The organism is Burkholderia sp. BCC1640 (assembly GCF_902833125.1).
In the GTDB taxonomy this organism is placed as follows: domain Bacteria; phylum Pseudomonadota; class Gammaproteobacteria; order Burkholderiales; family Burkholderiaceae; genus Burkholderia; species Burkholderia diffusa.
Genome location: NZ_CADFEF010000029.1, coordinates 24,104 through 46,467, shown reverse-complemented (window position 1 = coordinate 46,467; position 22,364 = coordinate 24,104). Strand labels below are relative to the sequence as shown.

The window sequence follows — 22,364 nt, the reverse complement described above, 5'->3', positions numbered from 1 at the left end:
CGCCGCCTGTGTGGCGGAGCGCCGTCCCGTTGCACGTTGCCGGTCGATGCGGGCAGCCTCGCGAGGCTGCCCCGCCGATCACGGTTCGTGACGCAGATACCCTTCCTTGCTCGGATCGCGCATCCGCCACGACACGATCAGCGAGATCGCGCACAGCACCGTCACGTACCAGTAGAAGGTTTCCTCGCTGCCGATCGACTTGAACCACAGCGCGACGTACTCGGCCGAGCCGCCGAAGATCGCGTTCGCGACCGCATACGACAGGCCGACGCCCATCGCGCGCACTTCGGGCGGGAACATCTCGGCCTTGATGAGGCCGCTGATCGACGTGTAGAAGCTGACGATCGCGAGCGCGATCGTGATCAGCACGAACGCGGCCGTCGGGCTCGTCACGGTCTTCAGCGCGTGCATCAGCGGCACCGTGCCGATCACCGCGAACACGCCGAACAGGATCATCGACGTGCGGCGGCCGATCTTGTCGGACAGCGCGCCGAACACCGGCTGGATCAGCATGTAGACGAGCAGCGCGACGGTCATCACGTTGCTGGCGGTCTTCGCATGCATGCCGGCCGTGTTCACCAGGTACTTCTGCATGTACGTGGTGAACGTGTAGAAGATCAGCGAGCCGCCGGCCGTGAAGCCGACCACCGTGAAGAACGCGCCCTTGTGCTGCCACACGCCGCGGATCGTGCCCGCATCCTTCTTGTCGCGCGATGCGCTCGTCGACGTCTCGTCGAGCGATTTACGCAGGTACAGCGAGATCAGCGCAGCCGCCGCGCCGACCACGAACGGAATGCGCCAGCCCCACGCCTTCAGCTCGTCGCCCGACAGCGTCTGCTGCAGGATCACGAGCACGAGCAGTGCGCACAGCTGGCCGCCGATCAGCGTCACGTACTGGAACGACGCGAAGAAGCCCCGGCGGCCCTTCAGCGCCACCTCGCTCATGTAGGTCGCGCTCGTCCCGTATTCGCCGCCCACCGACAGGCCCTGGAACAGCCGCGCGACCAGCAGCAGCGCCGGTGCGAGCGCGCCGATCTGCGCATAGGTCGGCAGCACCGCGATCACGAGCGAGCCGCCGCACATCATCAGCACCGAGATCATCATCGCCGTGCGGCGGCCATGACGGTCGGCGATGCGGCCGAACAGCCAGCCGCCGATCGGACGCATCAGGAAGCCGGCCGCGAACACGCCGGCCGTGTTCAGCAGCTGGGTCGTCGTGTTGCCGCTCGGGAAGAACGCCGGTGCGAAGTACAGCGCGCAGAACGAGTAGATGTAGAAGTCGAACCACTCGACGAGGTTGCCCGACGAGGCGCCGACGATGGCGAACACGCGCCGCCGGGTGTCATGCGCGGACAGCGCAGCTTGGTCGGTCTGGACGTCCATGGGTTGGTCTGTTCCTTTTAGTGCTTTCTGGGCGAGACGGCTGGGGGCCGCCGCGTGCGGTCGCACGTGGCACCGGTTCCGGCGCACGGCGCTACGGGATTTTAGCGAAATGTAAAGTAACGGGCTTTCCGGGTTCGTCCGGATGTAGAAAATTTTTCTCGCGCCACGCGTTCGTCATATGAAAACGCCAGCCGCGAGGCTGGCGTCCGGTGCAAACTATTTCCGGTCTCGGTGCTCAGACACGCACCTCCGGCGGCACGTAGCGGCACTCGTAGCGCTTGCGCACGGTACCGGCCTCGTCGACGCTTTCCAGGAATACGTCGAACTGCCAGAGCCGCGCCATGTGCTTGAGCACTTCCTCGCTGTCGTTCGACAGATGGCGGTTGTCGGTCATGAAGTGGCGCAGCGTGAGGCTGCGGTCGCCGCGCGTGTTCACCGCCCATACCTGGATGTTCGGCTCGCGGTGATGGATGTCGTACTGACGCGACAGCGCCTGCCGCACGTACTGGTAGCCGGACTCGTCGTGGATCGCCGATACCTCGAGCGAATCGCGCATGTCGTCGTCGAGCACCGAGAACAGCCGCATCTCGCGGATCAGGTTCGGCGACAGGTACTGCGCGATGAAGCTCTCGTCCTTGAAGTTCCGCATCGCGTAGTGCATCGCCGGCAGCCACGGCGTGCCCGCGATCTCCGGAAACCACTTGTAGTCCTCTTCCGTCGGCGCCTCGCAGATCCGCCGGATGTCGCTCATCATCGAGAAGCCGAGCGCATACGGGTTGATCCCGCTGTAGTACGGCTTCGTGACGGGCGGCTGATAGACCACGTTGCTGTGCGAATGCAAGAACTCCATCATGAAACCGTCTTCCAGCTTGCCCTGGTTGTACAGCGTATTGAGCAGCGTGTAGTGCCAGAACGTCGCCCAGCCTTCGTTCATCACCTGCGTCTGCCGCTGCGGATAAAAGTACTGGCCGATCTTGCGCACGATGCGGATCACTTCGCGCTCCCACGGCTCGAGCAGCGGCGCGTTCTTCTCCGCGAAATACAGCAGGTTCTCCTGCGGCTCCGGCGGATAGCGTTCCTCCTGCTCCTCCATCTGCTCGGGCTTCTTGCCCGGCAGCGTGCGCCACAGCTCGTTGACCTGCGACTGCAGATACGCCTCGCGCTCGCGCCGCAGCGCGGCCTCCTTCGACAGCGACGGCTTCTGCGGCCGCTTGTAGCGGTCGACGCCGTAGTTCATCAGCGCATGGCACGAATCGAGCAGTTCCTCGACGCGATCGAGGCCGTAGCGCTCCTCGCATTCGGCGACATAGTTCTTCGCGTACACGAGATAATCGATGATCGCGTGCGCGTCGGTCCACAGCCGGAACAGGTAGTTGCCCTTGAAGAACGAGTTGTGCCCGTACGCCGCGTGCGCGATGACGAGCGCCTGCATCGTCATCGTGTTCTCTTCCATCAGATACGCGATGCACGGATTCGAGTTGATGACGATCTCGTAGGCGAGCCCCATCTGGCCGCGACGATAGCTTTTCTCGGTCGCGAGGAAGTGCTTGCCGAACGACCAGTGGCGATAGTTGACCGGCATCCCGACCGACGCGTACGCATCCATCATCTGCTCGGCGCTGATCAGTTCGAGCTGGATCGGATAGATGTCGAGCTCGTACTGCTCTGCGACCTGCGAGATGTGCGTGTCGTATTCCTCGAGCAGTTCGAAGGTCCAGTCGGACGGGCACGGCAGCGGCTTGCGTTCGGCCACGTTCATACGCGCTTCCTTCTGCCCGGCAGCGGGCAAGTCGGCGGCCGGCGCCGCCGGCTCGGTCCGGCCGCTTTGCTGCGATGCGGCAGGGCCGGCCGTGTCGTCGCCGGAAGGGCGCGGCGCGTAGCCGCGCGACTCGTTGTGCAGATGGCGGGTCGTCATGACATTTCCACCTGCTTTTCGAACAATTCGCGAAACACCGGGTAAATATCCGCAGCCGATTCGACTTTCTTCATCGCGAGATGCGGCTGCGACAACGCCAGCTGCGCGTACTCCAGCCACAGGTTCTGCTCTTCGGGCGCGACCTGGATATACGCGAAGTAACGCGTCTTGGTGAGGATATCCTCTTCCAGGATTTTGCGACACTTCGGCGAATCGTCGGTCCAGTTGTCGCCGTCGGACGCCTGCGCGCCGTAGATGTTCCATTCCGTCGGCGAGTAGCGCTCGTTCATCACCTTGCGCATCAGCTCGAGCGCGCTCGACACGACGGTGCCGCCGCTTTCGGTCGAATGGAAGAAGGTGTCCTCGTCGACTTCCTCGGCACGCGTGTGGTGACGGATGAACACGACCTCGATGCGCTCGTAGTTGCGCTTCAGGAACAGGTACAGGAGGATGAAGAAGCGCTTCGCGAGATCCTTGCGCTGCTCGTCCATCGAGCCCGACACGTCCATCAGGCAGAACATCACGGCCTGGCTCGACGGTTGCGGCTGCTTCACGCGGTTGATGTAGCGCAGGTCGAACGGATCGATGAACGGAATCCGCCAGATGCGCCCCTTCAGATGATGGATCTCGGCCTCGAGCGTCGCGATTTCCGCGCGGCGGTCTTCCGGGTCGATCTTCAGCGCCTCGAGCTGCGCCTCCAGCTCGCGCAACTCGTTGACGAGCGGAGAGCCGAGCGCGATGCGCCGGCCGAGCGCGCTGCGCAGCGAGCGCACGACGTCGATGTTGTTCGGCGTGCCTTCCGCCGACCAGCCCGCGCGCACGTTCTTCCAGCTCGGCACCGTCAGCAGGTGCGTCTTCACGAGGCGCGGCAGTTCGAGATCGTCGAAGAAATACTGCATGAATTCGTCGCGCGACAACTCGAACACGAAGTCGTCCTGCCCTTCGCCCTCGTTGCTCGCCTGACTGCCGCCGCCGCCCGAGCCGCCCTGCGGGCGCGGGATCTTGTCGCCGCGCACGTAGTCTTCGTTGCCCGGGTGCACGTATTCGCGACGCCCGCCAGGCGCATGCCGGAAATTCGGTTCGGCGATGTCCTTGCGCGGAATCGTGATGCTTTGCGTGCTCTGGATATCCTTGATGCTACGGTCGCGCACCGCGTCGGACACGGCACGACGAATGTAGTTCTTGACGCGACGCAGAAAGCGTTCGCGGTTGGCGATGCTCTTGTTCTTGCCGGCCAGCCTGCGGTCGATGATTTGATGAAGCACTCCCGGTCTCCCGCTCGAAAGTCGATCTGCCGGGGCACTCGCCGCGCATGCCGTCTGCCGTCATGCGGGCGGCGCCTCTGAAGGTGCCCGTACGGACTCGCCGTACGGGCGCGGTACCGCGCGCGTCATGACGACTTGCGCACGCGCAGGTACCAGTCGCAAAGCAGCCTCACCTGCTTCGGCGTATAGCCCTTCGCGACCATCCGGTTCACAAAGTCCTCATGCTTGCGTTGCTCCTCCGCCGACCCCTTCGCGTTGAACGAAATGACCGGCAACAGTTCCTCGGTATTCGAGAACATCTTCTTCTCGATCACGACGCGCAACTTCTCGTAGCTCGTCCACACGGGGTTCTTCCCGGCGTTCGCCGCCCGCGCGCGCAACACGAAGTTCACGATCTCGTTGCGGTAATCCTTCGGATTGCTGATCCCGGCCGGCTTCTCGATCTTCTCCAGTTCCGCATTCAGCGCGGCGCGGTCGAAGCTCTCGCCCGTGTCGTGATCGCGGAATTCCTGATCCTGGATCCAGAAGTCCGCATACGTGACGTAGCGATCGAAGATGTTCTGCCCGTACTCCGAATACGATTCGAGGTAAGCCGTCTGGATCTCCTTGCCGATGAAGTCCGCATAGCGCGACGCGAGCACGTCCTTCACGAACGACAGGTATTTCTGCTCGGTCTCCGGCGGGAACTGCTCGCGTTCGATCTGCTGTTCGAGCACGTACATCAGGTGCACGGGGTTCGCCGCGACCTCGCTCGAATCGAAGTTGAACACGCGCGACAGGATCTTGAACGCGAAGCGTGTCGACACGCCCGTCATCCCTTCGTCCACGCCGGCGTAATCGCGATACTCCTGATACGACTTCGCCTTCGGATCGGTGTCCTTCAGGTTTTCGCCGTCATACACCTGCATCTTCGAGAACAGGCTCGAATTCTCCGGCTCGTGCAGGCGCGACAGCACCGAGAACTGCGACATCATCTTCAGCGTGCCCGGCGCGCACACGGCTTCGGCCAGCGACGAATTGCGGATCAGCTTCTCGTAGATCTTCGTCTCTTCCGACACGCGCAGGCAGTACGGCACCTTCACGACGAAGATCCGGTCGAGCAGTGCCTCGTTGTTGCGGTTGTTGCGGAATGCCTTCCACTCCGACTCGTTCGAGTGCGCGAGGATCACGCCGTCAAACGGAATCGCGCCGAATCCTTCGGTGCCCTTGAAGTTACCTTCCTGCGTTGCAGTCAGGAGCGGATGCAGCACCTTGATCGGCGCCTTGAACATTTCGACGAATTCGAGCAGGCCCTGGTTCGCCAGGCACAGGCCGCCCGAATAGCTGTACGCATCGGCATCGTCCTGCGCGTACTGTTCGAGCTTGCGGATGTCGACCTTGCCGACGAGCGACGAGATGTCCTGGTTGTTTTCGTCGCCAGGCTCCGTCTTCGCGATGCCGATCTGCCGAAGGATCGACGGAAAGCGGCGCACCACGCGGAACTGGCGGATGTCGCCGTTGTATTCGTGCAGGCGCTTGACGGCCCACGGACTCAGGATGCTCTTCAGGTAGCGGCGCGGAATGCCGTATTGCTCTTCGAGGATCGGGCCGTCCTCGTCGTAGTCGAACAGCCCGAGCGGCGATTCGTTGACGGGCGAACCCTTCAGCGCATAGAACGGCACGCGCTCCATCAGTTGCTTCAGACGCTCGGCGATCGACGACTTGCCGCCGCCCACCGGCCCGAGCAGGTAGAGAATCTGCTTCTTTTCTTCGAGCCCTTGCGCAGCGTGGCGGAAGTACGCGACCACCTGCTCGATCACTTCCTCCATTCCGTAGAACTCACGGAACGCGGGATAGACCTTGATAACCTTGTTCGCGAAGATCCGCGACAGGCGCGGGTCGTTGCGGGTATCGACTTGTTCCGGTTCCCCGATTGCAGCCAGCATGCGTTCGCCAGCCGTGGCGTACGCTGACGGATCGTTCTTGCAGAGCGCGAGGTACTCCTCCAGCGAGAACTCTTCCTCTCGCGTTTTTTCGAAGCGGTTCGCGAAGCTGCTGTAAATATCCATGCTACCTCCCTCGCCTGAGTCTGAAGACGTGCCTGCCTTCTATGACTGCGCAGAAGCAAGCGCGTTCGAATTCATCCTAAACCCTTTCTTATTTTTTTTCACGAACTCTTCGTATGAAGTTCGTCATTCTCGACAACACCGCTTGGACAACGCATTTCGACGCTTTACAATCGATCTCCCGAGCCGCAGAAACTGCATCCTCCGCGTCTCGTCGAGCATCGGAACGTCTCGTGCGTTGGATGCCTCCGCCGTCGTCGCCGCGCCCTTCACTCTCCCCTTCATCCCTAGACGTTCGAGCAGACGTTTTCGACGACACGCTGCGCGCACCGTTACAAATTTTTCTCCCATCGTCCGGAGATACCCGTAGCGCGGATGCGCACATGCAACGCGCGGCGACGCACGCACGTTCACGCGCGCTGTCACATTTCACCGGTCGCCGAAACGACGACGCCCGCATGTCGCGGGCGTCGTGTGCTGCCAAATGGGGATAGATGCGCGGTGCGCGCGACTCAGAACGTTTCCCAGTCGTCGGCGCCGGCAGACGCAGCCACCGGTGCGGGTGCAGCGGCCGCCGGCTTGCGAGCCGGCGCGGGGCGCTTCGGCGCAGCGTCGCGATCGTTGCGCGCCGCGGCCGGTGCGGGTGGCGAAACAGGCACGACGGACGGCACGACTGCCGGCGCGGCCACCGCGCGCGGCGCCTGACGCGCAACGGCGGCTGCCGGCTTCGCCGCATCGTCGTCGATCCGGAACACCGACGCCGTTTCGCGCAGGCGCGCGGCCTGCTCGTCGAGCGATTGCGCGGCGGCCGCCGCTTCCTCGACGAGCGCGGCGTTCTGCTGCGTGACCTCGTCCATCTGCGCGACCGCGCGCGCGACCTGGTCGATGCCGCCGCTCTGCTCCTCGGAGGCCGCCGCGATCTCGCCCATGATGTCCGTCACGCGCTGCACCGCACTGATCACGTCGCTCATGGTGCGGCCGGCTTCGTCGACCAGCGTCGAGCCCGTCCGGATGCGCTCCACCGACGCGTCGATCAGCGCCTTGATCTCCTTGGCCGCACTCGACGAACGCTGCGCGAGGCTGCGCACCTCGCCCGCGACGACCGCGAAGCCGCGGCCTTCCTCGCCGGCGCGCGCGGCTTCGACCGCCGCGTTCAGCGCCAGGATGTTGGTCTGGAACGCGATTCCCTCGATGATCGCGATGATGTCCGCGATCTTCGCCGAGCTGTCGTTGATCTCGCCCATCGTGCCGACCACCTGGCCGACCACCGTATTACCCTTGTTTGCAATCTCCGACGCGTTCGCGGCCAGCGAGCTTGCTTGCCGCGCATTGTCCGCGTTCTGCTTCACGGTGCCGGTCAGCTGCTCCATGCTCGACGCGGTTTCCTGCAGCGCGGACGCCTGTTCTTCCGTGCGCGACGACAGGTCGATGTTGCCGGCGGCGATCTGGCGCGCCGCGGTCGCGATCGACTCGCTGCCGCCGCGCACGGTGCGCACCGTGTCGACCAGCCCGCGCTGCATCTTCGCGAGACCGTCGAGGAGCTGGCCCATTTCGTCGCGCCGCTGCACCACGATCGAGCGGCGCAGGTCGCCCGCGGCGATCGCGTCGAAATGCGCGAGCGCGTCCGCGAGCGGGCGGCCGATCGCACGGCTGAGCGTCAACCACGACAGCACCGCAGCAACCAGACCAGCCGCCAGCAGCACGATCGACACCACGCGCAGCGTATCGAACGTCGCTTCCGAATGATCGAAGCTCGACTGCCCGGCGCTGAACTGGAAATTGCGCAGCGCCTCGCTCGCCACCGAGAGATCGTTGTAAAGCGTCTGGAGTTGCTTGGCGCCTTCGCCGATCCGGTCGTGGTCGCCCGTCGCGACAAGGCCGCCGAACGCGTCGCAACCGCGCTGTAGCGCCTGCCGCTTCGCGGCGACGTCCTGCGCGAGACGATCCTCGTCCGCATCGCGCGGCAGCGCAAGGTACTTTTTCCACCACACATCGGACTGTGCGCGCATCGCGCGGCTACGCTCCACCGCCGCAGCCGATTCCGGCGTCCCCACCAGCAGCGCGGCGCGATCGAGCGCCAGGCGCTCGCGCGCCGCGTACATTTCGGCCACGGCCACGTCGACCGCGCTCGGCATCTGGTTCGTGAAAATCTCGCGCGTCGCGTCGTTCGAACGCGTCATCCCGTACACGCCCAGCACGCCGATCACCCCCAGCAGTATCGCGAGAAATGCCATCGTCAAACCGATGCGTGCACGTATCGTCAGGTTTCCGATCACCATCATTGTTCCTGTATTGCGTCGTCATGAACGGGCAAGGCCCATTTTTCGAAACAGCGTTTCGTCTTGATGTATTTACGACCGGATGTTGCGCAGCTTGATGGTATTCACGTCATTTTTTTCAGCAATTCGTTAGTTCATTACAGATTTCTGAACAATTGGGTCGAAGCATCGCAGGCCCGCCTCGCGAAAGCGCGTGGCAGGCATCTCGATCGGGCAATCGGGGGAAAATGGCCGGCGCCTGCTTCCGCATGCGCCGGCCGGGATGCGCGATCCAGCCCTATTCGGCCAGTTCGGCGAGGGTAGGAATCGACGGCTGCGCGCCTGCGCGCGTGACCGACAGCGCCGCCGCACGTTGCGCGAAGCGGATGGCCGTGTCGATGGCCTCGCCCGCCGCGAGCCGCGCGGCGAAACCGCCGATGAAGGTATCGCCGGCCGCGGTCGTGTCGACTGCCTTGACGACGGGTGCCGGATAATGGCGCGCCGCGCCGTCGGCCGTCAGCGCGAACACGCCGCGCGCGCCGAGCGTGATCAGCACGTTGCGCGCGCCGGCCGCGTGCAGCGCACGCGCTGCGGCTTCCGCCTCGGCCGGATTGCGCACCGGCAGCCCGGTCAGCGCGGCTGCTTCCACTTCGTTCGGGATCAGGTAATCGACCAGCGGCAGCCAGCCGTCCGGCAGCGGCGCCACGGCCGGCGCCGGATTGAGCACCACGGTGCGGCCGAGCCGCCGCCCGGCCGACAGCGCCGCGAACACGGCGCCCGGCGGCGTCTCGAGCTGGCAGATCAGCACGTCGGTCGCGGCAAGCGCGGCCTCGTGCCGCGCCACCGTATCGGTCGTCACTTCGCCGTTGCCGCCCGCGACGATCACGATCGCGTTCTGGCTCGCGTCGTCGACGACGATCAGCGCGACACCGGTCGACGCCGTCGCGCTCGTCGCGAGCCGCGAGCAGTCGATGCCTTCGGCCTCGAGGCCGGCCCGCAGCGCGGTACCGTGCGCATCCGCGCCGACGCAGCCGATCATCACGACCTGCGCGCCGAGCCGCGCCGCCGCGACGGCCTGGTTGCCGCCCTTGCCGCCCGCGGCCTGCGCGTACGCATGGCCGGCAAGCGTTTCGCCCGGCAGCGGCAGCCGCGGCGCCCGTACGACGAGATCCATGTTGAGGCTGCCGACCACCGTCACGCGGCCGGCGCCCGCCGCACGCGCCGTCATGGGCGACCGCCCGGTGCGGCCGGCTCGCGGTAGATCGCCGTCGATTCACGCAGCACGAGGCGCGGCGACACGACGCGACGACGGCTCGGCGCGGCCGTCGAACCGCCGCCGATCCGCTCGATCAGCGTCTGCGCGGCCATTTCGCCGAGCGCGCGCACCGACTGGCCGACCGTCGACAGCGCCGGATACGTGTAGCGGGAGAATTCGATGTCGTCGAAGCCGATGATCGAGCAGTCGTCCGGCACGCGCATGCCGCGCTCGGCCGCCGCGCGCAGCGCGCCGACGCCCATCAGGTCGTTGCCCGCGAAAATCGCGCTGGGATGCACCGACTCGAACAGCCGGGATGCCGCGTGGTAACCGCCGAGGCACGAAAAATCGCTTTCCGCGATCGCGCCCGGCACGATGTCGATGCCGCGCTCGGCCATCGCACGGATGAAGCCGTGCACGCGCATTGCGCTGACCGCCGTATCGGTCGGCCCGGTGATGCAGCCGATCTTCGCGTGCCCGAGTTCGAGCAGGTGACGCGTCGCCAGGTAGGCACCGCGTTCGTGGTCGATCTGCACGAGGTCGGCCGCGAGCCCCTCGATGTTGCGGTCGACGACGACGAGCGGCGCATGCGCGTCCGCAAGCGTCTGCGCGAGCACCGTGTCCTCGCCGGCCGACGCGACGATCAGCCCGTCGATGCGCTTTTCCTGCAGCACGCGCAGGTAGTTGCGCTGCTTCACGGGATCGTCGTCCGAGTTGCAGAAGAACACGCAATAGCCGTTGGCCGCGCACTGGTCCTCGATGCCGCGCGCAAGCTCCGCGAAGTACGGATTCGTGCTGTTCGGCACGACGAGGCCGATGGTCGCCGTCGAGCGCGCCTTCAGCGAGCGCGCCACGGCCGATGGCACGTAATTCAGCTCGCGGATCGCGCCCTCGACCTTCGCACGCACATCCGCGGACACCGGCCGCGAATTGTTCACCACGTGCGAGACGGTCGTAAACGACACGCCCGCCATGGCTGCCACATCCTTGATCGTCGCCATTTCCCGTTTCTCTCTGGTCTGCTTTCCGTGTAGTAGTTCTACCGGGCGCGCGCGCGCCGGCTGCGATACGTGTCGAGCACGACCGCGACCACGATCACCGCCCCGGTGATGATCCGTTTGGTCGGCTCGTTCGCGCCGATCTGCGCCAGCCCCGCGGCCAGCACGGAGATGATCAACACGCCGAAGAACGTACTGATCACCGAACCGCGCCCGCCCATCAGGCTCGTGCCGCCGATCACGACGGCTGCGATCACCTGCAGCTCGACGCCCGCGCCCGCGTTCGGATCAGCGGCCTCGAGCCGCGAGATCTGGAACAGCGACGCGAGCCCCGCGAGCGCGCCCATCAGTGCGAATACGACGATTTTATACGGACGCGGGTTAACCCCGGCAAGCCGTACCGCCTCTTCGTTCGTGCCGATCCCGACGAGATAGCGTCCGAATACGGTGCGCGTCAGGACGAACTGTGCCGCGATCATCACCGCGACCGCGATCAGGAACGCCGGCGAGATGCCGAGCGCGATCGGGTTCGACAGGAAATCGAACGCGTCGCCGATGTAGGCCGTGCGCGAATTCGTCAGCTGGTATGCGACGCCGCGCGCGGCCTCGAGCACGCCGAGCGACACGATGAACGACGGAATCCGCCAGCCGACCGTGATCGCGCCCGTCAGCGAGCCCGTCGCGGTCGCGACCGCGATCCCGATCAGCGCGGCCGGCAGCGGCCCCCACTGCCATTTCAGCGCGGCCACGCTGACCATCGACGCGGCCAGCGCGAGCACCGAGCCGACCGACAGGTCGATGCCGGCGATGATCAGCACGAAGGTCATCCCGACCGACATCACGACGAGATCGGGGATCTGGTTCGCGATCGTACTGAACGTATCGTAGGTCAGGAAATGCGAACTCAGCGCCGAAAACAGCGCGATCATCGCGGCGAGCGCGCCGGCGAGCCCGAGATAGTTCGATACACCGAGCCGTGTGCCGGACAGCGTGCGCGCGCGGCGCCCCGTCACGGTCTGCTGCGCGCCTGCGTCGCTCGGGGATACGGGAGGCTGGGTCATTGCTGTTGTCCTGTGGTCGAAGTGCCGGAAGCCGCGCGCGGCGCGCCTTCCGCATCCGGATGCCGCACGCCGTCCGGCAGCGCTTCGCGGCCGAAGCCGGCGAACGCCGCGGCCAGCAGCGCATCCTGGGTCCAGTTGCCGCGTTCGAACACGGCGGTCATGCGGCCGGCCGACATCACGCCGATCCGGTCGCAGATCAGCATCAGCTCGCGCAGGTCGCTCGATACGACCACCAGCGCACGGCCCTCGCGGGCGAGCGCGCCCATCAGCGTATAGATCTCGAACTTGGCGCCGACGTCGATCCCGCGGGTCGGTTCGTCGAACAGCAGCACGCCCATGTCGCGCGCGAGCCAGCGGCCGATCACGACCTTCTGCTGGTTGCCGCCCGACAGTTCGCCGACCGCCTGCGCGGCGCCGTGCGTGCGGATCCGCAACGCGTCGATCTGCCGCTCGGCGAGCGCCGTCTCGCGCGTCGTATCGACGATGCCGCCGCGCGCGAGCCGGTCGAGCTGGCCGAGCGAGACGTTCGACGTGACCGACTGCGACAGCAGCAGCCCTTCGCCCTTGCGGTCCTCGGTGATCAGTGCGATGCCGTGCTTCACCGCGTCGACGGGCGAGCCGATGTGCGCCGGTTTCAGCGGATCGCCGACCGCGATCATCCCGGCGTCCGGCGTATCCGCGCCGTAAATCAGCCGCAGCAGCTCGGTGCGCCCCGCGCCGATCAGCCCGGAGATGCCGAAGATCTCGCCCGAGCGCACTTCGAGCGACACGTCCTGCACGGCCGTGCCGCGCGTCATGCCCGACACGACGAGTCGCGGCGCGCCGATATGGCGCACGCCGAGATCGATGTGCTCGCCGAGCTCGCGACCGACCATCAGCGTGACGAGCCCGTCGGACGTCGTCGCGGCCATGTCGCCGACATGCACGAGCCGTCCGTCGCGCAGCACCGCGACGCGCTCGGCGACGCGCGCGAGCTCCTCGAGCCGGTGCGAGATGTAGACGATCGCCACGCCGCGCGCCTTCAGCCGGTCGATCTGCTCGAACAGCAGTTCGACCTCGCGCGCGGTCAGCATCGCGGTCGGCTCGTCGAGGATCAGCACACGACAGTCGCCGATCAGGTTGCGCGCGATCTCGACCATCTGCTGGTGGCCGATGCCGAGCGCGCCGACCGGCGTATCGGGGTCGACCGCGTCGAGCCCGACCTGCGCCATCGCGGCACGCGCGTCGTCGCGCAACCGCGCGCGATCGATGATGCCGAAGCGTCGCGGCAGACGGTTCAGAAACAGGTTTTCGGCGACCGTCAGCGTCGGCAGCAGGTTCAGCTCCTGCATCACCATGCGCACGCCGAGCGCCTCGGCCTGCGTGCGGCTCGCCGGCGCATACGCCTGGCCGCCGAGCTGCATCGTGCCGGTCGTCGGGTCGACGAGCCCGCCGATGATCTTCGACAACGTGCTCTTTCCTGCGCCGTTCTCGCCCGTCAGCGCGAGCGCCTCACCCGGCGCGAGCGTCAGCGTGACGTCGGCGAGCACGGGTTCGGCGTAGGTCTTGCCCACGCCGGAGACGGACAGCACGGGAACGGCTGAACGGGAGGGTTGGAAGGTCGGTTCCATCGCGATCCTGGTTGCGGCCGCGCGCACGCGGCGCGCGGGTATGACGCTCACAAGTGCTTGCAGTGGCCGTGATCGCGCTAACTCCGGATAACGGCCGCCGGCCCGGATTCTTGAGCGCGGCGGCCGTGGCGGCGTGGCGTTACTTCGTCACGAGATCCACCGGCGTCTCGACCACGCCGGTCATGTCGGCCTGCTTGCGATGCTCGGCGATCGCCTTGAGCGCCGTGTCGATGCCGAACACGGCCTGCTTCGCCGCGTACTGGTCGGCGGTCGCGATCACCCGGCCGTCCTTCAGCATCGGCTTGATCGCGTTGATGTTGTCGTAGCCGACCACGAGCACCTTGCCCTGCTTGCCCGCCGCCCGCACGGCCGACACGGCGCCGATCGCCATGTTGTCGTTGCCGCACAGCAGCGCCCGAAGGTTCGGGTATTCGTTCAGCATCGCGGACGCGACCGCATTGCCCTTGTCGATCTCCCATTCGCCCGACTGCACCGACACGACCTTCATCCCGCCCGCCTTCATCGCATCCTGGAAGCCGGCCGTGCGCTGCTGCGCGTTGGTCGTCGTCGACACGCCTTCGATGATGCCGACCTGGTCGCCCGCCTTCAGCCGCTTCGCGAGGTAGTCGCCGATCTTGCGCGCGCCCTTGCGGTTGTCGGGGCCGACGAACGGCACGTTCAGGTTCTTCGACTTCAGCACGTCGGGATCGAGCCGGTTGTCGATGTTCACGACGATGATGCCCGCGTCGACCGCCTTCTTCACGACCGGCACGAGCGCCTTCGAATCGGCCGGCGCGAGCACGATCGCATCGACCTTCGACACGATCATCTGCTCGACGATGCGGATCTGGTTCGCGGTGTCGGTCTCGTCCTTGATCCCGTTCGTGATCAGGTCGAACTGGCCGGCGTTGTGCTTCTGGTATTCCTTCGCGCCGTTTTCCATCGTCAGGAAGAACTCGTTGGCGAGCGACTTCATCACGAGCGCGACCTTCGGCTTGCCTGCCGATTGGGCATGGACGACCGGTGCGGCGATGACCGCGACGGCGGCAAGCGCGGCGGTCAGGAAGCGACGGCGAAAGCGGACATTCATACACATCTCCTGGCGACTGGCCCAAAGGGCCGGACTGTTGTTTTAATGTGAGCAAACGTTTGCGCCACACTACCCGGGCATTGGCCATCGATGCTGCTTGTCGGTACCACGGAATGGAAGCGGGGCAGACGGCCGACTGCCTGGCGCGTGCTGTCGTCGACGCGCCACCGCCGGCGGGGACGCCGGCGGAGTGAAGGCTATGCTGTACCGTTTCGGGTCGACGCGCAACCCGTCTGATCAATATTTAAGGGTTTATTCGGAGCGCGCGGTTGCGCGCTCCGATTGCGGCGCGTTACTCGGGGTGCGGCGGCGCCGCTTCGTCGCGGTCGTCCGACGGGCGCCTGCCTTGCCCCCGAAACATCATGTGCTCGATGATCAGGCCACTTCGCGCAGTTGCGAGGCGATTTCGGCTTCGTTCAGGTGCGGTGCGAACATCTCGATCAGCCGGTATGCATACGCGCGCAGGAACGCGCCCTTGCGCAACCCGACGCGCGTCGTGCTCGCCTCGAACAGATGCTGCGTGTCGAGCGCGACGAGCCCGGTGTCGCGCTGCGGATCGAAGGCCATCGCCGCGACGACGCCGATCCCCATCCCGAGCTCGACGTAGGTCTTGATCACGTCCGCGTCGATCGCGGTCAGCACGACGTCGGGCACGGCGCCGGCCTGCGCGAATGCCTGGTCGATGTGCGAGCGGCCCGTGAAGTCCTGGTCATACGTGATGATCGGGTACTCGGCGATTTCGTCGAGCGTCAGGTTCTCGCGGCCGACGAGCGGATGCCCCTTCGGCACGACGACCGTGTGGTGCCACGAATAGCACGGGAACGTGACGATGTCCGGATAGCGGTCGAGCGCCTCGGTCGAGATGCCGAGATCGGCTTCGCCGTTCAGGATCATCTGCGCGATCTGCTGCGGGCTGCCCTGTCGCAGCGCGAGATGCACCTTCGGGAACACGTCGGTGAACTGGCGGATCACCTTCGGCAGCGCGTAGCGCGCCTGCGTGTGCGTCGTCGCGACGACGAGGTGACCGCTGTCCTGGTCCGCGAACTGGCGCGCGACCCGGCGCAGGTTTTCCGCGTCGAGCAGCATCCGCTCGATCAGCTGGTGCACGGCCTTGCCGGGCTCCGTGAGCCCCGTGAGCCGCTTGCCGCGCCGGATGAAGATGTCCACGCCCAGTTCATCCTCGAGATCCTTGATCTGCTTCGACACGCCCGACTGCGACGTGTACAGCACGTTCGCGACTTCCGTCAGGTTCATGTTCTGGCGCACGGCTTCGCGCACGAAACGCAATTGCTGAAAATTCATGGGTATGCCTCTTGGGCTGTCGTTGTTCGAATGTCGATCCGGAGCGGTATCCGCCCTCTTCTCTTTACCGGGCTCGGGCGTCAGTGTGCGGGAAATACGCGGACCGCGCGCGGCACGGCCGTCGCGCCGTCGCCGACCTGCAGCGCGAGCGCGCGCCACGCGTCGCGATCGAGTTCCGCTTCGAGTGCGCCGCCCGTGCGGGCCTCGAGCTCGACGCGCACCGAGCCGCCGAGCGGGATCACGCGGCGCACGTCGACCGCGATGCCGTCGCGATGGCCGTCGCCGGCCGGCCACAGCTGCAGGTCGTGCGGTCGCACGTACGCGTTCGCGGGGCCCGCGAAATCGGCGTCGACCGCGATCGGCGCAGCCGCCCCCTCGGCGACGAAGCCGCGCCCGGCGACCGTGCCGGGCAGCCGGTTCGCTGCGCCGAGAAACTCGTAGACGAACGCGCTTTGCGGATGATCGTAGACGTCCTGCGGGCTGCCGACCTGCTCCACGTGGCCGCGGTTCAGCACGACGATCCGGTCGGCCACTTCCAGCGCCTCTTCCTGGTCGTGCGTGACGAAGATCGTCGAGATGTGCAGGTCGTCGTGCAGGCGCCGCAACCAGCCGCGCAGTTCCTTGCGCACCTTCGCGTCGAGCGCGCCGAACGGCTCGTCGAGCAGCAGCACCTTCGGCTCGACCGCGAGCGCACGGGCCAGCGCGATCCGCTGGCGCTGGCCGCCCGACAGCTCGGACGGGTAGCGCTGCGCGAGCCAGTCGAGCTGCACGAGCTTCAGCAGCTCGTGCACCTTCTCGCGGATCACGGTTTCGGACGGCCGTTCGCGGCGCGGCTTCACGCGCAGCCCGAACGCGACGTTCTCGAACACGGTCATGTGGCGGAACAGCGCGTAATGCTGGAACACGAAGCCGACCTGGCGATCGCGCGCGCCGACCGACGCGACGTCGAGCCCCTGCAGCACGACCTGGCCGGCGTCCGCGTGCTCGAGGCCCGCGATCACGCGCAGCAGCGTGGTCTTGCCGCAGCCCGACGGCCCGAGCAGCGCGACGAGCTCGCCCGGCGGAAAGTCGAGCGACACATCGTCGAGCGCGGTGAAATCGCCGAAGCGCTTCTGAAGGTGACGGACGGTAATACCCATTCTGGTTGCCTCTTTACGATTTCGACGAAATGGCGGCGACGGGGCCGGCATGAGCGGGAACGTCATCGCGTGCGCCGGCCAGTTCGGCGGCGAGGTGACGTTCGGCGAGCAGCTTCAGCGCGAGCGTGACGAGCGCGAGCAGCGCCAGCACCGACGCCACCGCGAACGCCGCCGCGAAGTTGTATTCGTTGTACAGGATCTCGACTTGCAGCGGCATCGTGTCGGTCACGCCGCGGATGTGGCCCGACACGACCGACACCGCACCGAACTCGCCCATCGCACGCGCATTGCACAGGATCACACCGTACAGCAGGCCCCACTTCACGTTCGGCAGCGTCACGCGCCGGAAGATCTGCCAGCCCGATGCGCCGAGCACGCGCGCGGCCTCTTCCTCGTCGGTGCCCTGCGCCTGCATCAGCGGAATCAGCTCGCGCGCGACGAACGGAAACGTGACGAAGATCGTCGCGAGCACGATGCCCGGCACCGCGAAGATGATCTGCACGTCGTGGTCCTGCAGCCACGGCCCGAGCCAGCCCTGCGCGCCGAACAGCAACACGTAGACGAGGCCCGAGATCACCGGCGACACGGAGAACGGCAGGTCGATCAGCGTGGTCAGCAACGCCTTGCCGCGGAATTCGAACTTCGCGATCGCCCACGATGCGCACACGCCGAACACGAGGTTCAACGGCACCGCGATCACGGCGACGGTCAGCGTCAGCTTGATTGCCGACCATGCGTCGGGATCGGCGAGCGATTCGAGATAGAAGCCGACGCCCTTGCGCAGCGCCTCGAAGAACACCGCGGCGAGCGGCACGACGAGGAAGAACGCAAGGAACGTCAGCGCGACGCCGATCAGCAGCCAGCGCACGGCTCGCGGCTCGCTGACGGGGTCGAGCTGCTTCGCGGCGCGCACGCGCGCGACGGACGGGTCGTTCAGCACGGCGTTGGACTCCTGGGTCATTGCTGGCCTCCTGCTGCTGCGGCAACGGTGACGGTCGCCGGCGCGGGGCCGCTCGCGCCCTTGCTCGTGCGGCGCTGCAGATACCACTGCAGCGAGTTGATCAACAGCAGCATCAGGAACGACACGACCAGCATCACGACCGCCAGCGCGGTCGCGCCCGCATAGTCGTACTGCTCGAGCTTCGTGATGATCAGCAGCGACGTGATCTCGGATTTCATCGGCACGTTGCCGGCGATGAAGATGACCGAGCCGTACTCGCCGAGCGCGCGCGCGAACGCCAGCGCGAAGCCGGTGAGCAGCGCCGGCAGCACGGCCGGCAGCACGACGCGGCGGAACGTCAGCCAGCGCGATGCGCCGAGGCATGCGGCGGCCTCTTCCTGCTCGCGCTCGAAATCCTCGAGCACCGGCTGCACGGTGCGCACGACGAACGGCAGCCCGATGAAGGTCAGCGCCACCAGCACGCCGATCGGCGTGAACGCGATCTTGATGCCGAACGGCGCGAGATACTGGCCGACCCAGCCGTTGGTCGCATAGACGGCCGCGAGCGAGATGCCGGCGACCGACGTCGGCAGCGCGAACGGCAGATCGACGATCGCGTCGACGAGGCGCTTGAACGGGAACGTGTAGCGCACCAGCACCCACGCGACGAGAAAGCCGAACACGGCGTTGATCAATGCGCCGCCGAGCGCGGCGGAGAACGTCAGCCGGTACGACGCGAGCACGCGCGGCGACGCGACGGCGGTGACGAACTGGTCCCACGACAGCGTCGCGGTCTTCAGGAACGTGGCGGCGAGCGGAATCAGCACCACGAGGCTCAAATAGGCCACCGTGATGCCGAGCGTCACGCCGAAACCGGGCAGCGCGCTCGGCTTGCGAAAGGTGTACGTCGTCATCGGATGCTCTTGCTGGGTCGTTGCTGCTCATGGGCCCGACGCAAACGCCGGCGCGGGGAGTCGCGCCGGCGGGCCGTCGGGGATGCGGCGCGCTCTCGTGGCGCGCCGCTGTCGTTATGGCTTGTTGCTGCGGGGCGTTACTGCGGCTTGTAGATCGAGTCGAACACGCCGCCGTCCGCAAAATGCGTCTTCTGCGCATTCGTCCAGCCGCCGAACGTGTCGTCGACCGTGTACAGCTTCAACTTCGGGAACTGCTTCGTCAGCTCCGCCGGCACGTTCTTCGAGCGCGGGCGGTAGTAGTTGCGCGCCGCGATTTCCTGGCCCTGCGGGCTGTACAGGAAATTCAGGTAGGCCTCGGCCAGCTTGCGCGTGCCCTTCTTGTCCACCACCTTGTCGACCACCGCGACGGGCGGTTCGGCCAGGATGCTCACCGACGGCACGACGATCTCGAACTTGTCCGTGCCGAATTCCTTGATCGACAGGAACGCCTCGTTCTCCCACGCGATCAGCACGTCGCCGATCCCGCGCTGCACGAAGCTCGTCGTCGCGCCGCGCGCGCCCGAGTCGAGCACGCCCGCGTTCTTGTAGAGCTTCGTCACGAATTCCTTTGCGCTCTGCTCGTTGCCGCCCGGCTTGTGAACTGCGTATGCCCATGCGGCCAGGTAGTTCCAGCGCGCGCCGCCCGACGTCTTCGGGTTCGGCGTGACGATCGAGATGCCCGGCTTGGTCAGGTCGTCCCAGTCCTTGATCCCTTTCGGGTTGCCCTTGCGCACCAGGAACACGATCGTCGACGTGTACGGCGATGCGTTGTCCGGCAGGCGCTTCTGCCAGTCCTTGTTGACGAGCCCCTTGTTGGCGATCGCGTCGATGTCGTAGGCGAGCGCCAGCGTCACGACGTCGGCCTGCAGGCCGTCGAGCACCGAGCGCGCCTGCGCGCCCGAGCCGCCGTGCGACTGCTTGAAGTTGACCGTCTCGCCCGTCTTCGCCTTCCACTCCTTGCCGAACGCCTGGTTGAAGTCCTGATACAGCTCGCGCGTCGGGTCGTAGGACACGTTCAGGAACGTCGTATCGGCCTGGGCGTGCGTCGCCACGCCCAGCGCTGCCGCCGCGCCCAGCGCGAGTGTTGCGATCAGGCGGCCCACTCCGCCCACCAGCCCCGTATTGCGCTTCGCCATCCTTGGTTCTCCAGTGTTGTCGGTATTGCGATGTCGGGCCAGTCTAGCGAACGGGTTACATGATTAAAAATAATCGTTCTTCATTTTTTAATACTCAAAAGTGCTAACGCAGACGGGACGGACGGTTGCGGCGGACAAACCGGCGTCCGGGCGTCGCGAAATCGCGCCGGAACCGGCGCGATCGCGTCGAACCTCAAGTAACACTTGAAATTCGCGAAGTACTGTATAAAAATACAGCTCACTGTCTATCCATACAGTTCAGCCATGACCAAACTCACCGCCCGTCAGCAGCAAGTGTTCGACTTGATCCGCCGCGCGATCGAACGCTCCGGTTTCCCGCCCACGCGCGCCGAGATTGCGGCAGAGCTGGGTTTCAGCTCGCCGAACGCGGCCGAGGAACACCTCCGTGCGCTTGCGCGCAAGGGTGTGATCGAGCTGGCCGCCGGCGCGTCGCGCGGCATCCGCCTGCTCGGCATCGACGACGCCCCGCACCAGTTCACGCTGCCGCACGCCGGCCTGATGCAACTGTCGCTGCCGCTCGTCGGCCGCGTGGCGGCCGGCAGCCCGATCCTCGCGCAGGAGCACATCTCGCAGCATTACGCGTGCGATCCCGCGCTGTTCACCAGCAAGCCCGATTACCTGCTGAAGGTGCGCGGCCTGTCGATGCGCGACGCCGGCATTCTCGACGGCGACCTGCTCGCCGTGCAGAAGCGCACGGAAGCGAAGGACGGCCAGATCATCGTCGCGCGCCTCGGCGACGACGTCACGGTCAAGCGCCTGATGCGCCGGCCCGGCGGCCTCGAGTTGATCGCGGAGAACCCGGATTACGAAAACATCTTCGTCAAGGCCGGCAGCGCGGAATTCGCGCTGGAAGGCATCGCCGTCGGGCTGATCCGCTCGGGCGAACTCTGACAATCGGTCTCGCTGAGGAGAACATCATGGAACGCCTTTCCCGTCTGCTGCCTTTCCGTCAATTCGGCCGCCTGCGTCACCTGCGCGGCCGCACGCCCTGCGCGCCGCTGTCCGCCGCGGCGCCCGTGGTGAGCCAAGAAGTCGCAGTTGAACGGCAGGCGTCGCTGCTGCCGTCAGCGCTTCCCGCGTTCGCGCGGGTTTCGCTGAACGCCGGCCTGAATCACGCGGAGCCGGCGCGCCGTGCGCCCGTGCGCGTCTATCACGGCCGGTCGCGCCTGATCATGGTCGGGACGATCGATGCCGTGTGCCGGATGATCGATCGCTGCATCGCCGAGGAACGATCGGCCACGCACGGCGGTCTCTGATTGCGGAACCTGTCCGCACCGGAGGCGTCGTGACTGGATCTTCGGGCCGCGCGTGGCGGCTCAAGCCCTTGCTGATTGTCGTGCTGGCCGTCGCCGTTCTGATGGCGATCGGTTACGCGTACGCATCGCCGTACGTCGCGCTCGGTCGCCTGAAATCGGCGATCGACGCGCGCGATGCGCAAGCGGTCAGCGAATATGTCGATTTTCCGTCGCTGCGCATCAGCCTGAAGCAGCAGGTGACGGAAGAGTTGATGCGCCGGATCGACGCGGTGAAGAAGGACAACCCGTTCGCGGTGATTGGCGCGCTGATCGGATCTGCGTTGCTCGGCCCGCTGGTCGATGCCTATGCGACACCGGAAGGTGTAGCGGCGCTGATGAGCGGCATTCCTCCGCGCGGCAATCCGGGCGAACGGCCGCCCGAATGGTCGGGCCCGCCATCAGGCGCTGCGCCTGGCAACGCACCGGCCGCGCCGCCGGTCAATCCGGCGAACGCACCCGCGCCGAGCGGCAATGCCCCCGCGTCGGCCGCAGCTGCGCCCGCCATCGCGCCCGCACCCGCCTCCGGGGAGGCGGGTCATCCGCAGCAAACGAGCGCCGGCTACCGGAATATCGACGAATTTGTCGTGACCTACCAGCGCAGCGCCGACGGCACACGCTATGCGGCGATCTTTCACCGCTTCGGCTTGTTCTCGTGGAAGCTGTCGGCGATCGACCTGCACGCCTGAGCGGTCGCACTC

General features: G+C 66.2%; 18 protein-coding genes. 3 read left to right on the top strand and 15 right to left on the bottom strand.

The window, feature by feature from the left end; translation table 11 throughout:
* Window positions 1–78: 78 nt before the first annotated feature.
* The 15 genes from HWX25_RS26325 to HWX25_RS26255 all read right to left on the bottom strand — a co-directional run bounded on the left by HWX25_RS26325 (window position 79) and on the right by HWX25_RS26255 (window position 20,350).
* Complete coding sequence (locus tag HWX25_RS26325) at window positions 79–1,383, bottom strand: MFS family transporter (RefSeq protein WP_175911334.1); 1,305 nt, start codon at window positions 1,381–1,383, stop codon at window positions 79–81.
* A gap of 235 nt (window positions 1,384–1,618) precedes the next feature.
* Window positions 1,619–3,298: a SpoVR family protein gene (locus HWX25_RS26320; protein ID WP_059691750.1), complete on the bottom strand. Its 1,680-nt coding sequence runs from the start codon at window positions 3,296–3,298 to the stop codon at window positions 1,619–1,621.
* Window positions 3,295–4,563: a YeaH/YhbH family protein gene (locus HWX25_RS26315; RefSeq protein ID WP_059524458.1), complete on the bottom strand. Its 1,269-nt coding sequence runs from the start codon at window positions 4,561–4,563 to the stop codon at window positions 3,295–3,297. Before HWX25_RS26315 ends, HWX25_RS26320 begins: the two co-directional genes overlap by 4 nt.
* Window positions 4,564–4,688: 125 nt before the next feature.
* On the bottom strand, window positions 4,689–6,611 hold the full coding sequence (locus tag HWX25_RS26310) for a PrkA family serine protein kinase (protein WP_059524460.1): 1,923 nt from the start codon (window positions 6,609–6,611) through the stop codon (window positions 4,689–4,691).
* Window positions 6,612–7,120: 509 nt separating this feature from the next.
* The gene (locus HWX25_RS26305) at window positions 7,121–8,887 is read right to left on the bottom strand and encodes a methyl-accepting chemotaxis protein (RefSeq protein WP_175911332.1); all 1,767 of its coding nucleotides are present in this window, start codon (window positions 8,885–8,887) and stop codon (window positions 7,121–7,123) included.
* A gap of 277 nt (window positions 8,888–9,164) precedes the next feature.
* Window positions 9,165–10,094, bottom strand: coding sequence for a ribokinase (rbsK, locus tag HWX25_RS26300; protein ID WP_175911330.1), 930 nt, complete (start codon window positions 10,092–10,094; stop codon window positions 9,165–9,167).
* Window positions 10,091–11,122, bottom strand: a complete 1,032-nt coding sequence (locus tag HWX25_RS26295; RefSeq protein ID WP_175911328.1) for a LacI family DNA-binding transcriptional regulator — start codon at window positions 11,120–11,122, stop codon at window positions 10,091–10,093. Before HWX25_RS26295 ends, rbsK begins: the two co-directional genes overlap by 4 nt.
* Window positions 11,123–11,160: 38 nt before the next feature.
* Window positions 11,161–12,180 (bottom strand): ABC transporter permease, encoded by a 1,020-nt coding sequence (locus HWX25_RS26290; protein ID WP_059524466.1) that lies wholly within the window; start codon window positions 12,178–12,180, stop codon window positions 11,161–11,163.
* Window positions 12,177–13,790 (bottom strand): sugar ABC transporter ATP-binding protein, encoded by a 1,614-nt coding sequence (locus tag HWX25_RS26285; protein WP_175911326.1) that lies wholly within the window; start codon window positions 13,788–13,790, stop codon window positions 12,177–12,179. Before HWX25_RS26285 ends, HWX25_RS26290 begins: the two co-directional genes overlap by 4 nt.
* A gap of 139 nt (window positions 13,791–13,929) precedes the next feature.
* Window positions 13,930–14,880, bottom strand: a complete 951-nt coding sequence (locus HWX25_RS26280; protein WP_175911324.1) for a sugar ABC transporter substrate-binding protein — start codon at window positions 14,878–14,880, stop codon at window positions 13,930–13,932.
* A 375-nt stretch (window positions 14,881–15,255) separates the two neighbouring features.
* Window positions 15,256–16,182 (bottom strand): CysB family HTH-type transcriptional regulator, encoded by a 927-nt coding sequence (locus HWX25_RS26275; protein ID WP_059524472.1) that lies wholly within the window; start codon window positions 16,180–16,182, stop codon window positions 15,256–15,258.
* 80 nt (window positions 16,183–16,262) lie between these two features.
* Complete coding sequence (locus HWX25_RS26270) at window positions 16,263–17,321, bottom strand: sulfate ABC transporter ATP-binding protein (protein ID WP_059818164.1); 1,059 nt, start codon at window positions 17,319–17,321, stop codon at window positions 16,263–16,265.
* Between the two features lie 13 nt (window positions 17,322–17,334).
* Window positions 17,335–18,282 (bottom strand): sulfate ABC transporter permease subunit CysW, encoded by a 948-nt coding sequence (gene cysW, locus HWX25_RS26265; RefSeq protein ID WP_175911322.1) that lies wholly within the window; start codon window positions 18,280–18,282, stop codon window positions 17,335–17,337.
* Window positions 18,279–19,175 carry a sulfate ABC transporter permease subunit CysT gene (gene cysT / locus HWX25_RS26260; RefSeq protein WP_175911320.1) on the bottom strand — a complete coding sequence of 299 codons (897 nt, stop codon included), beginning with the start codon at window positions 19,173–19,175 and terminating at the stop codon, window positions 18,279–18,281. The genes cysW and cysT overlap by 4 nt, the downstream gene beginning before the upstream one ends.
* Before the next feature lie 137 nt (window positions 19,176–19,312).
* Window positions 19,313–20,350 carry a sulfate ABC transporter substrate-binding protein gene (locus tag HWX25_RS26255; protein ID WP_059818160.1) on the bottom strand — a complete coding sequence of 346 codons (1,038 nt, stop codon included), beginning with the start codon at window positions 20,348–20,350 and terminating at the stop codon, window positions 19,313–19,315.
* Window positions 20,351–20,614: 264 nt separating this feature from the next.
* Between HWX25_RS26255 and lexA the strand changes: the two genes are divergently transcribed.
* Genes lexA through HWX25_RS26240 form a run of 3 tightly spaced genes read left to right on the top strand, consistent with a single transcriptional unit; the run spans window position 20,615 to window position 22,352 of the window.
* On the top strand, window positions 20,615–21,262 hold the full coding sequence (lexA, locus tag HWX25_RS26250; protein ID WP_006754655.1) for a transcriptional repressor LexA: 648 nt from the start codon (window positions 20,615–20,617) through the stop codon (window positions 21,260–21,262).
* 26 nt (window positions 21,263–21,288) lie between these two features.
* Window positions 21,289–21,627, top strand: coding sequence for a hypothetical protein (locus HWX25_RS26245; RefSeq protein WP_040144136.1), 339 nt, complete (start codon window positions 21,289–21,291; stop codon window positions 21,625–21,627).
* Between the two features lie 29 nt (window positions 21,628–21,656).
* Window positions 21,657–22,352, top strand: a complete 696-nt coding sequence (locus tag HWX25_RS26240; protein ID WP_175911319.1) for a DUF2939 domain-containing protein — start codon at window positions 21,657–21,659, stop codon at window positions 22,350–22,352.
* Window positions 22,353–22,364 lie beyond the last annotated feature (12 nt).

What these genes read in the sequence shown, in the direction of transcription:
- HWX25_RS26285 (WP_175911326.1), bottom strand. Translation starts at nt 13,790, where the DNA reads ATGGAACCGACCTTCCAACCCTCCCGTTCAGCCGTTCCCGTGCTGTCC.
- HWX25_RS26255 (WP_059818160.1), bottom strand. Translation starts at nt 20,350, where the DNA reads ATGGCGAAGCGCAATACGGGGCTGGTGGGCGGAGTGGGCCGCCTGATC.
- rbsK (WP_175911330.1), bottom strand. Translation starts at nt 10,094, where the DNA reads ATGACGGCGCGTGCGGCGGGCGCCGGCCGCGTGACGGTGGTCGGCAGC.
- cysT (WP_175911320.1), bottom strand. Translation starts at nt 19,175, where the DNA reads ATGACGACGTACACCTTTCGCAAGCCGAGCGCGCTGCCCGGTTTCGGC.
- HWX25_RS26325 (WP_175911334.1), bottom strand. Translation starts at nt 1,383, where the DNA reads ATGGACGTCCAGACCGACCAAGCTGCGCTGTCCGCGCATGACACCCGG.
- HWX25_RS26270 (WP_059818164.1), bottom strand. Translation starts at nt 17,321, where the DNA reads ATGGGTATTACCGTCCGTCACCTTCAGAAGCGCTTCGGCGATTTCACC.
- HWX25_RS26320 (WP_059691750.1), bottom strand. Translation starts at nt 3,298, where the DNA reads ATGACGACCCGCCATCTGCACAACGAGTCGCGCGGCTACGCGCCGCGC.
- HWX25_RS26305 (WP_175911332.1), bottom strand. Translation starts at nt 8,887, where the DNA reads ATGGTGATCGGAAACCTGACGATACGTGCACGCATCGGTTTGACGATG.
- HWX25_RS26310 (WP_059524460.1), bottom strand. Translation starts at nt 6,611, where the DNA reads ATGGATATTTACAGCAGCTTCGCGAACCGCTTCGAAAAAACGCGAGAG.
- HWX25_RS26295 (WP_175911328.1), bottom strand. Translation starts at nt 11,122, where the DNA reads ATGGCGACGATCAAGGATGTGGCAGCCATGGCGGGCGTGTCGTTTACG.
- lexA (WP_006754655.1), top strand. Translation starts at nt 20,615, where the DNA reads ATGACCAAACTCACCGCCCGTCAGCAGCAAGTGTTCGACTTGATCCGC.
- HWX25_RS26275 (WP_059524472.1), bottom strand. Translation starts at nt 16,182, where the DNA reads ATGAATTTTCAGCAATTGCGTTTCGTGCGCGAAGCCGTGCGCCAGAAC.
- HWX25_RS26280 (WP_175911324.1), bottom strand. Translation starts at nt 14,880, where the DNA reads ATGAATGTCCGCTTTCGCCGTCGCTTCCTGACCGCCGCGCTTGCCGCC.
- cysW (WP_175911322.1), bottom strand. Translation starts at nt 18,282, where the DNA reads ATGACCCAGGAGTCCAACGCCGTGCTGAACGACCCGTCCGTCGCGCGC.
- HWX25_RS26290 (WP_059524466.1), bottom strand. Translation starts at nt 12,180, where the DNA reads ATGACCCAGCCTCCCGTATCCCCGAGCGACGCAGGCGCGCAGCAGACC.
- HWX25_RS26245 (WP_040144136.1), top strand. Translation starts at nt 21,289, where the DNA reads ATGGAACGCCTTTCCCGTCTGCTGCCTTTCCGTCAATTCGGCCGCCTG.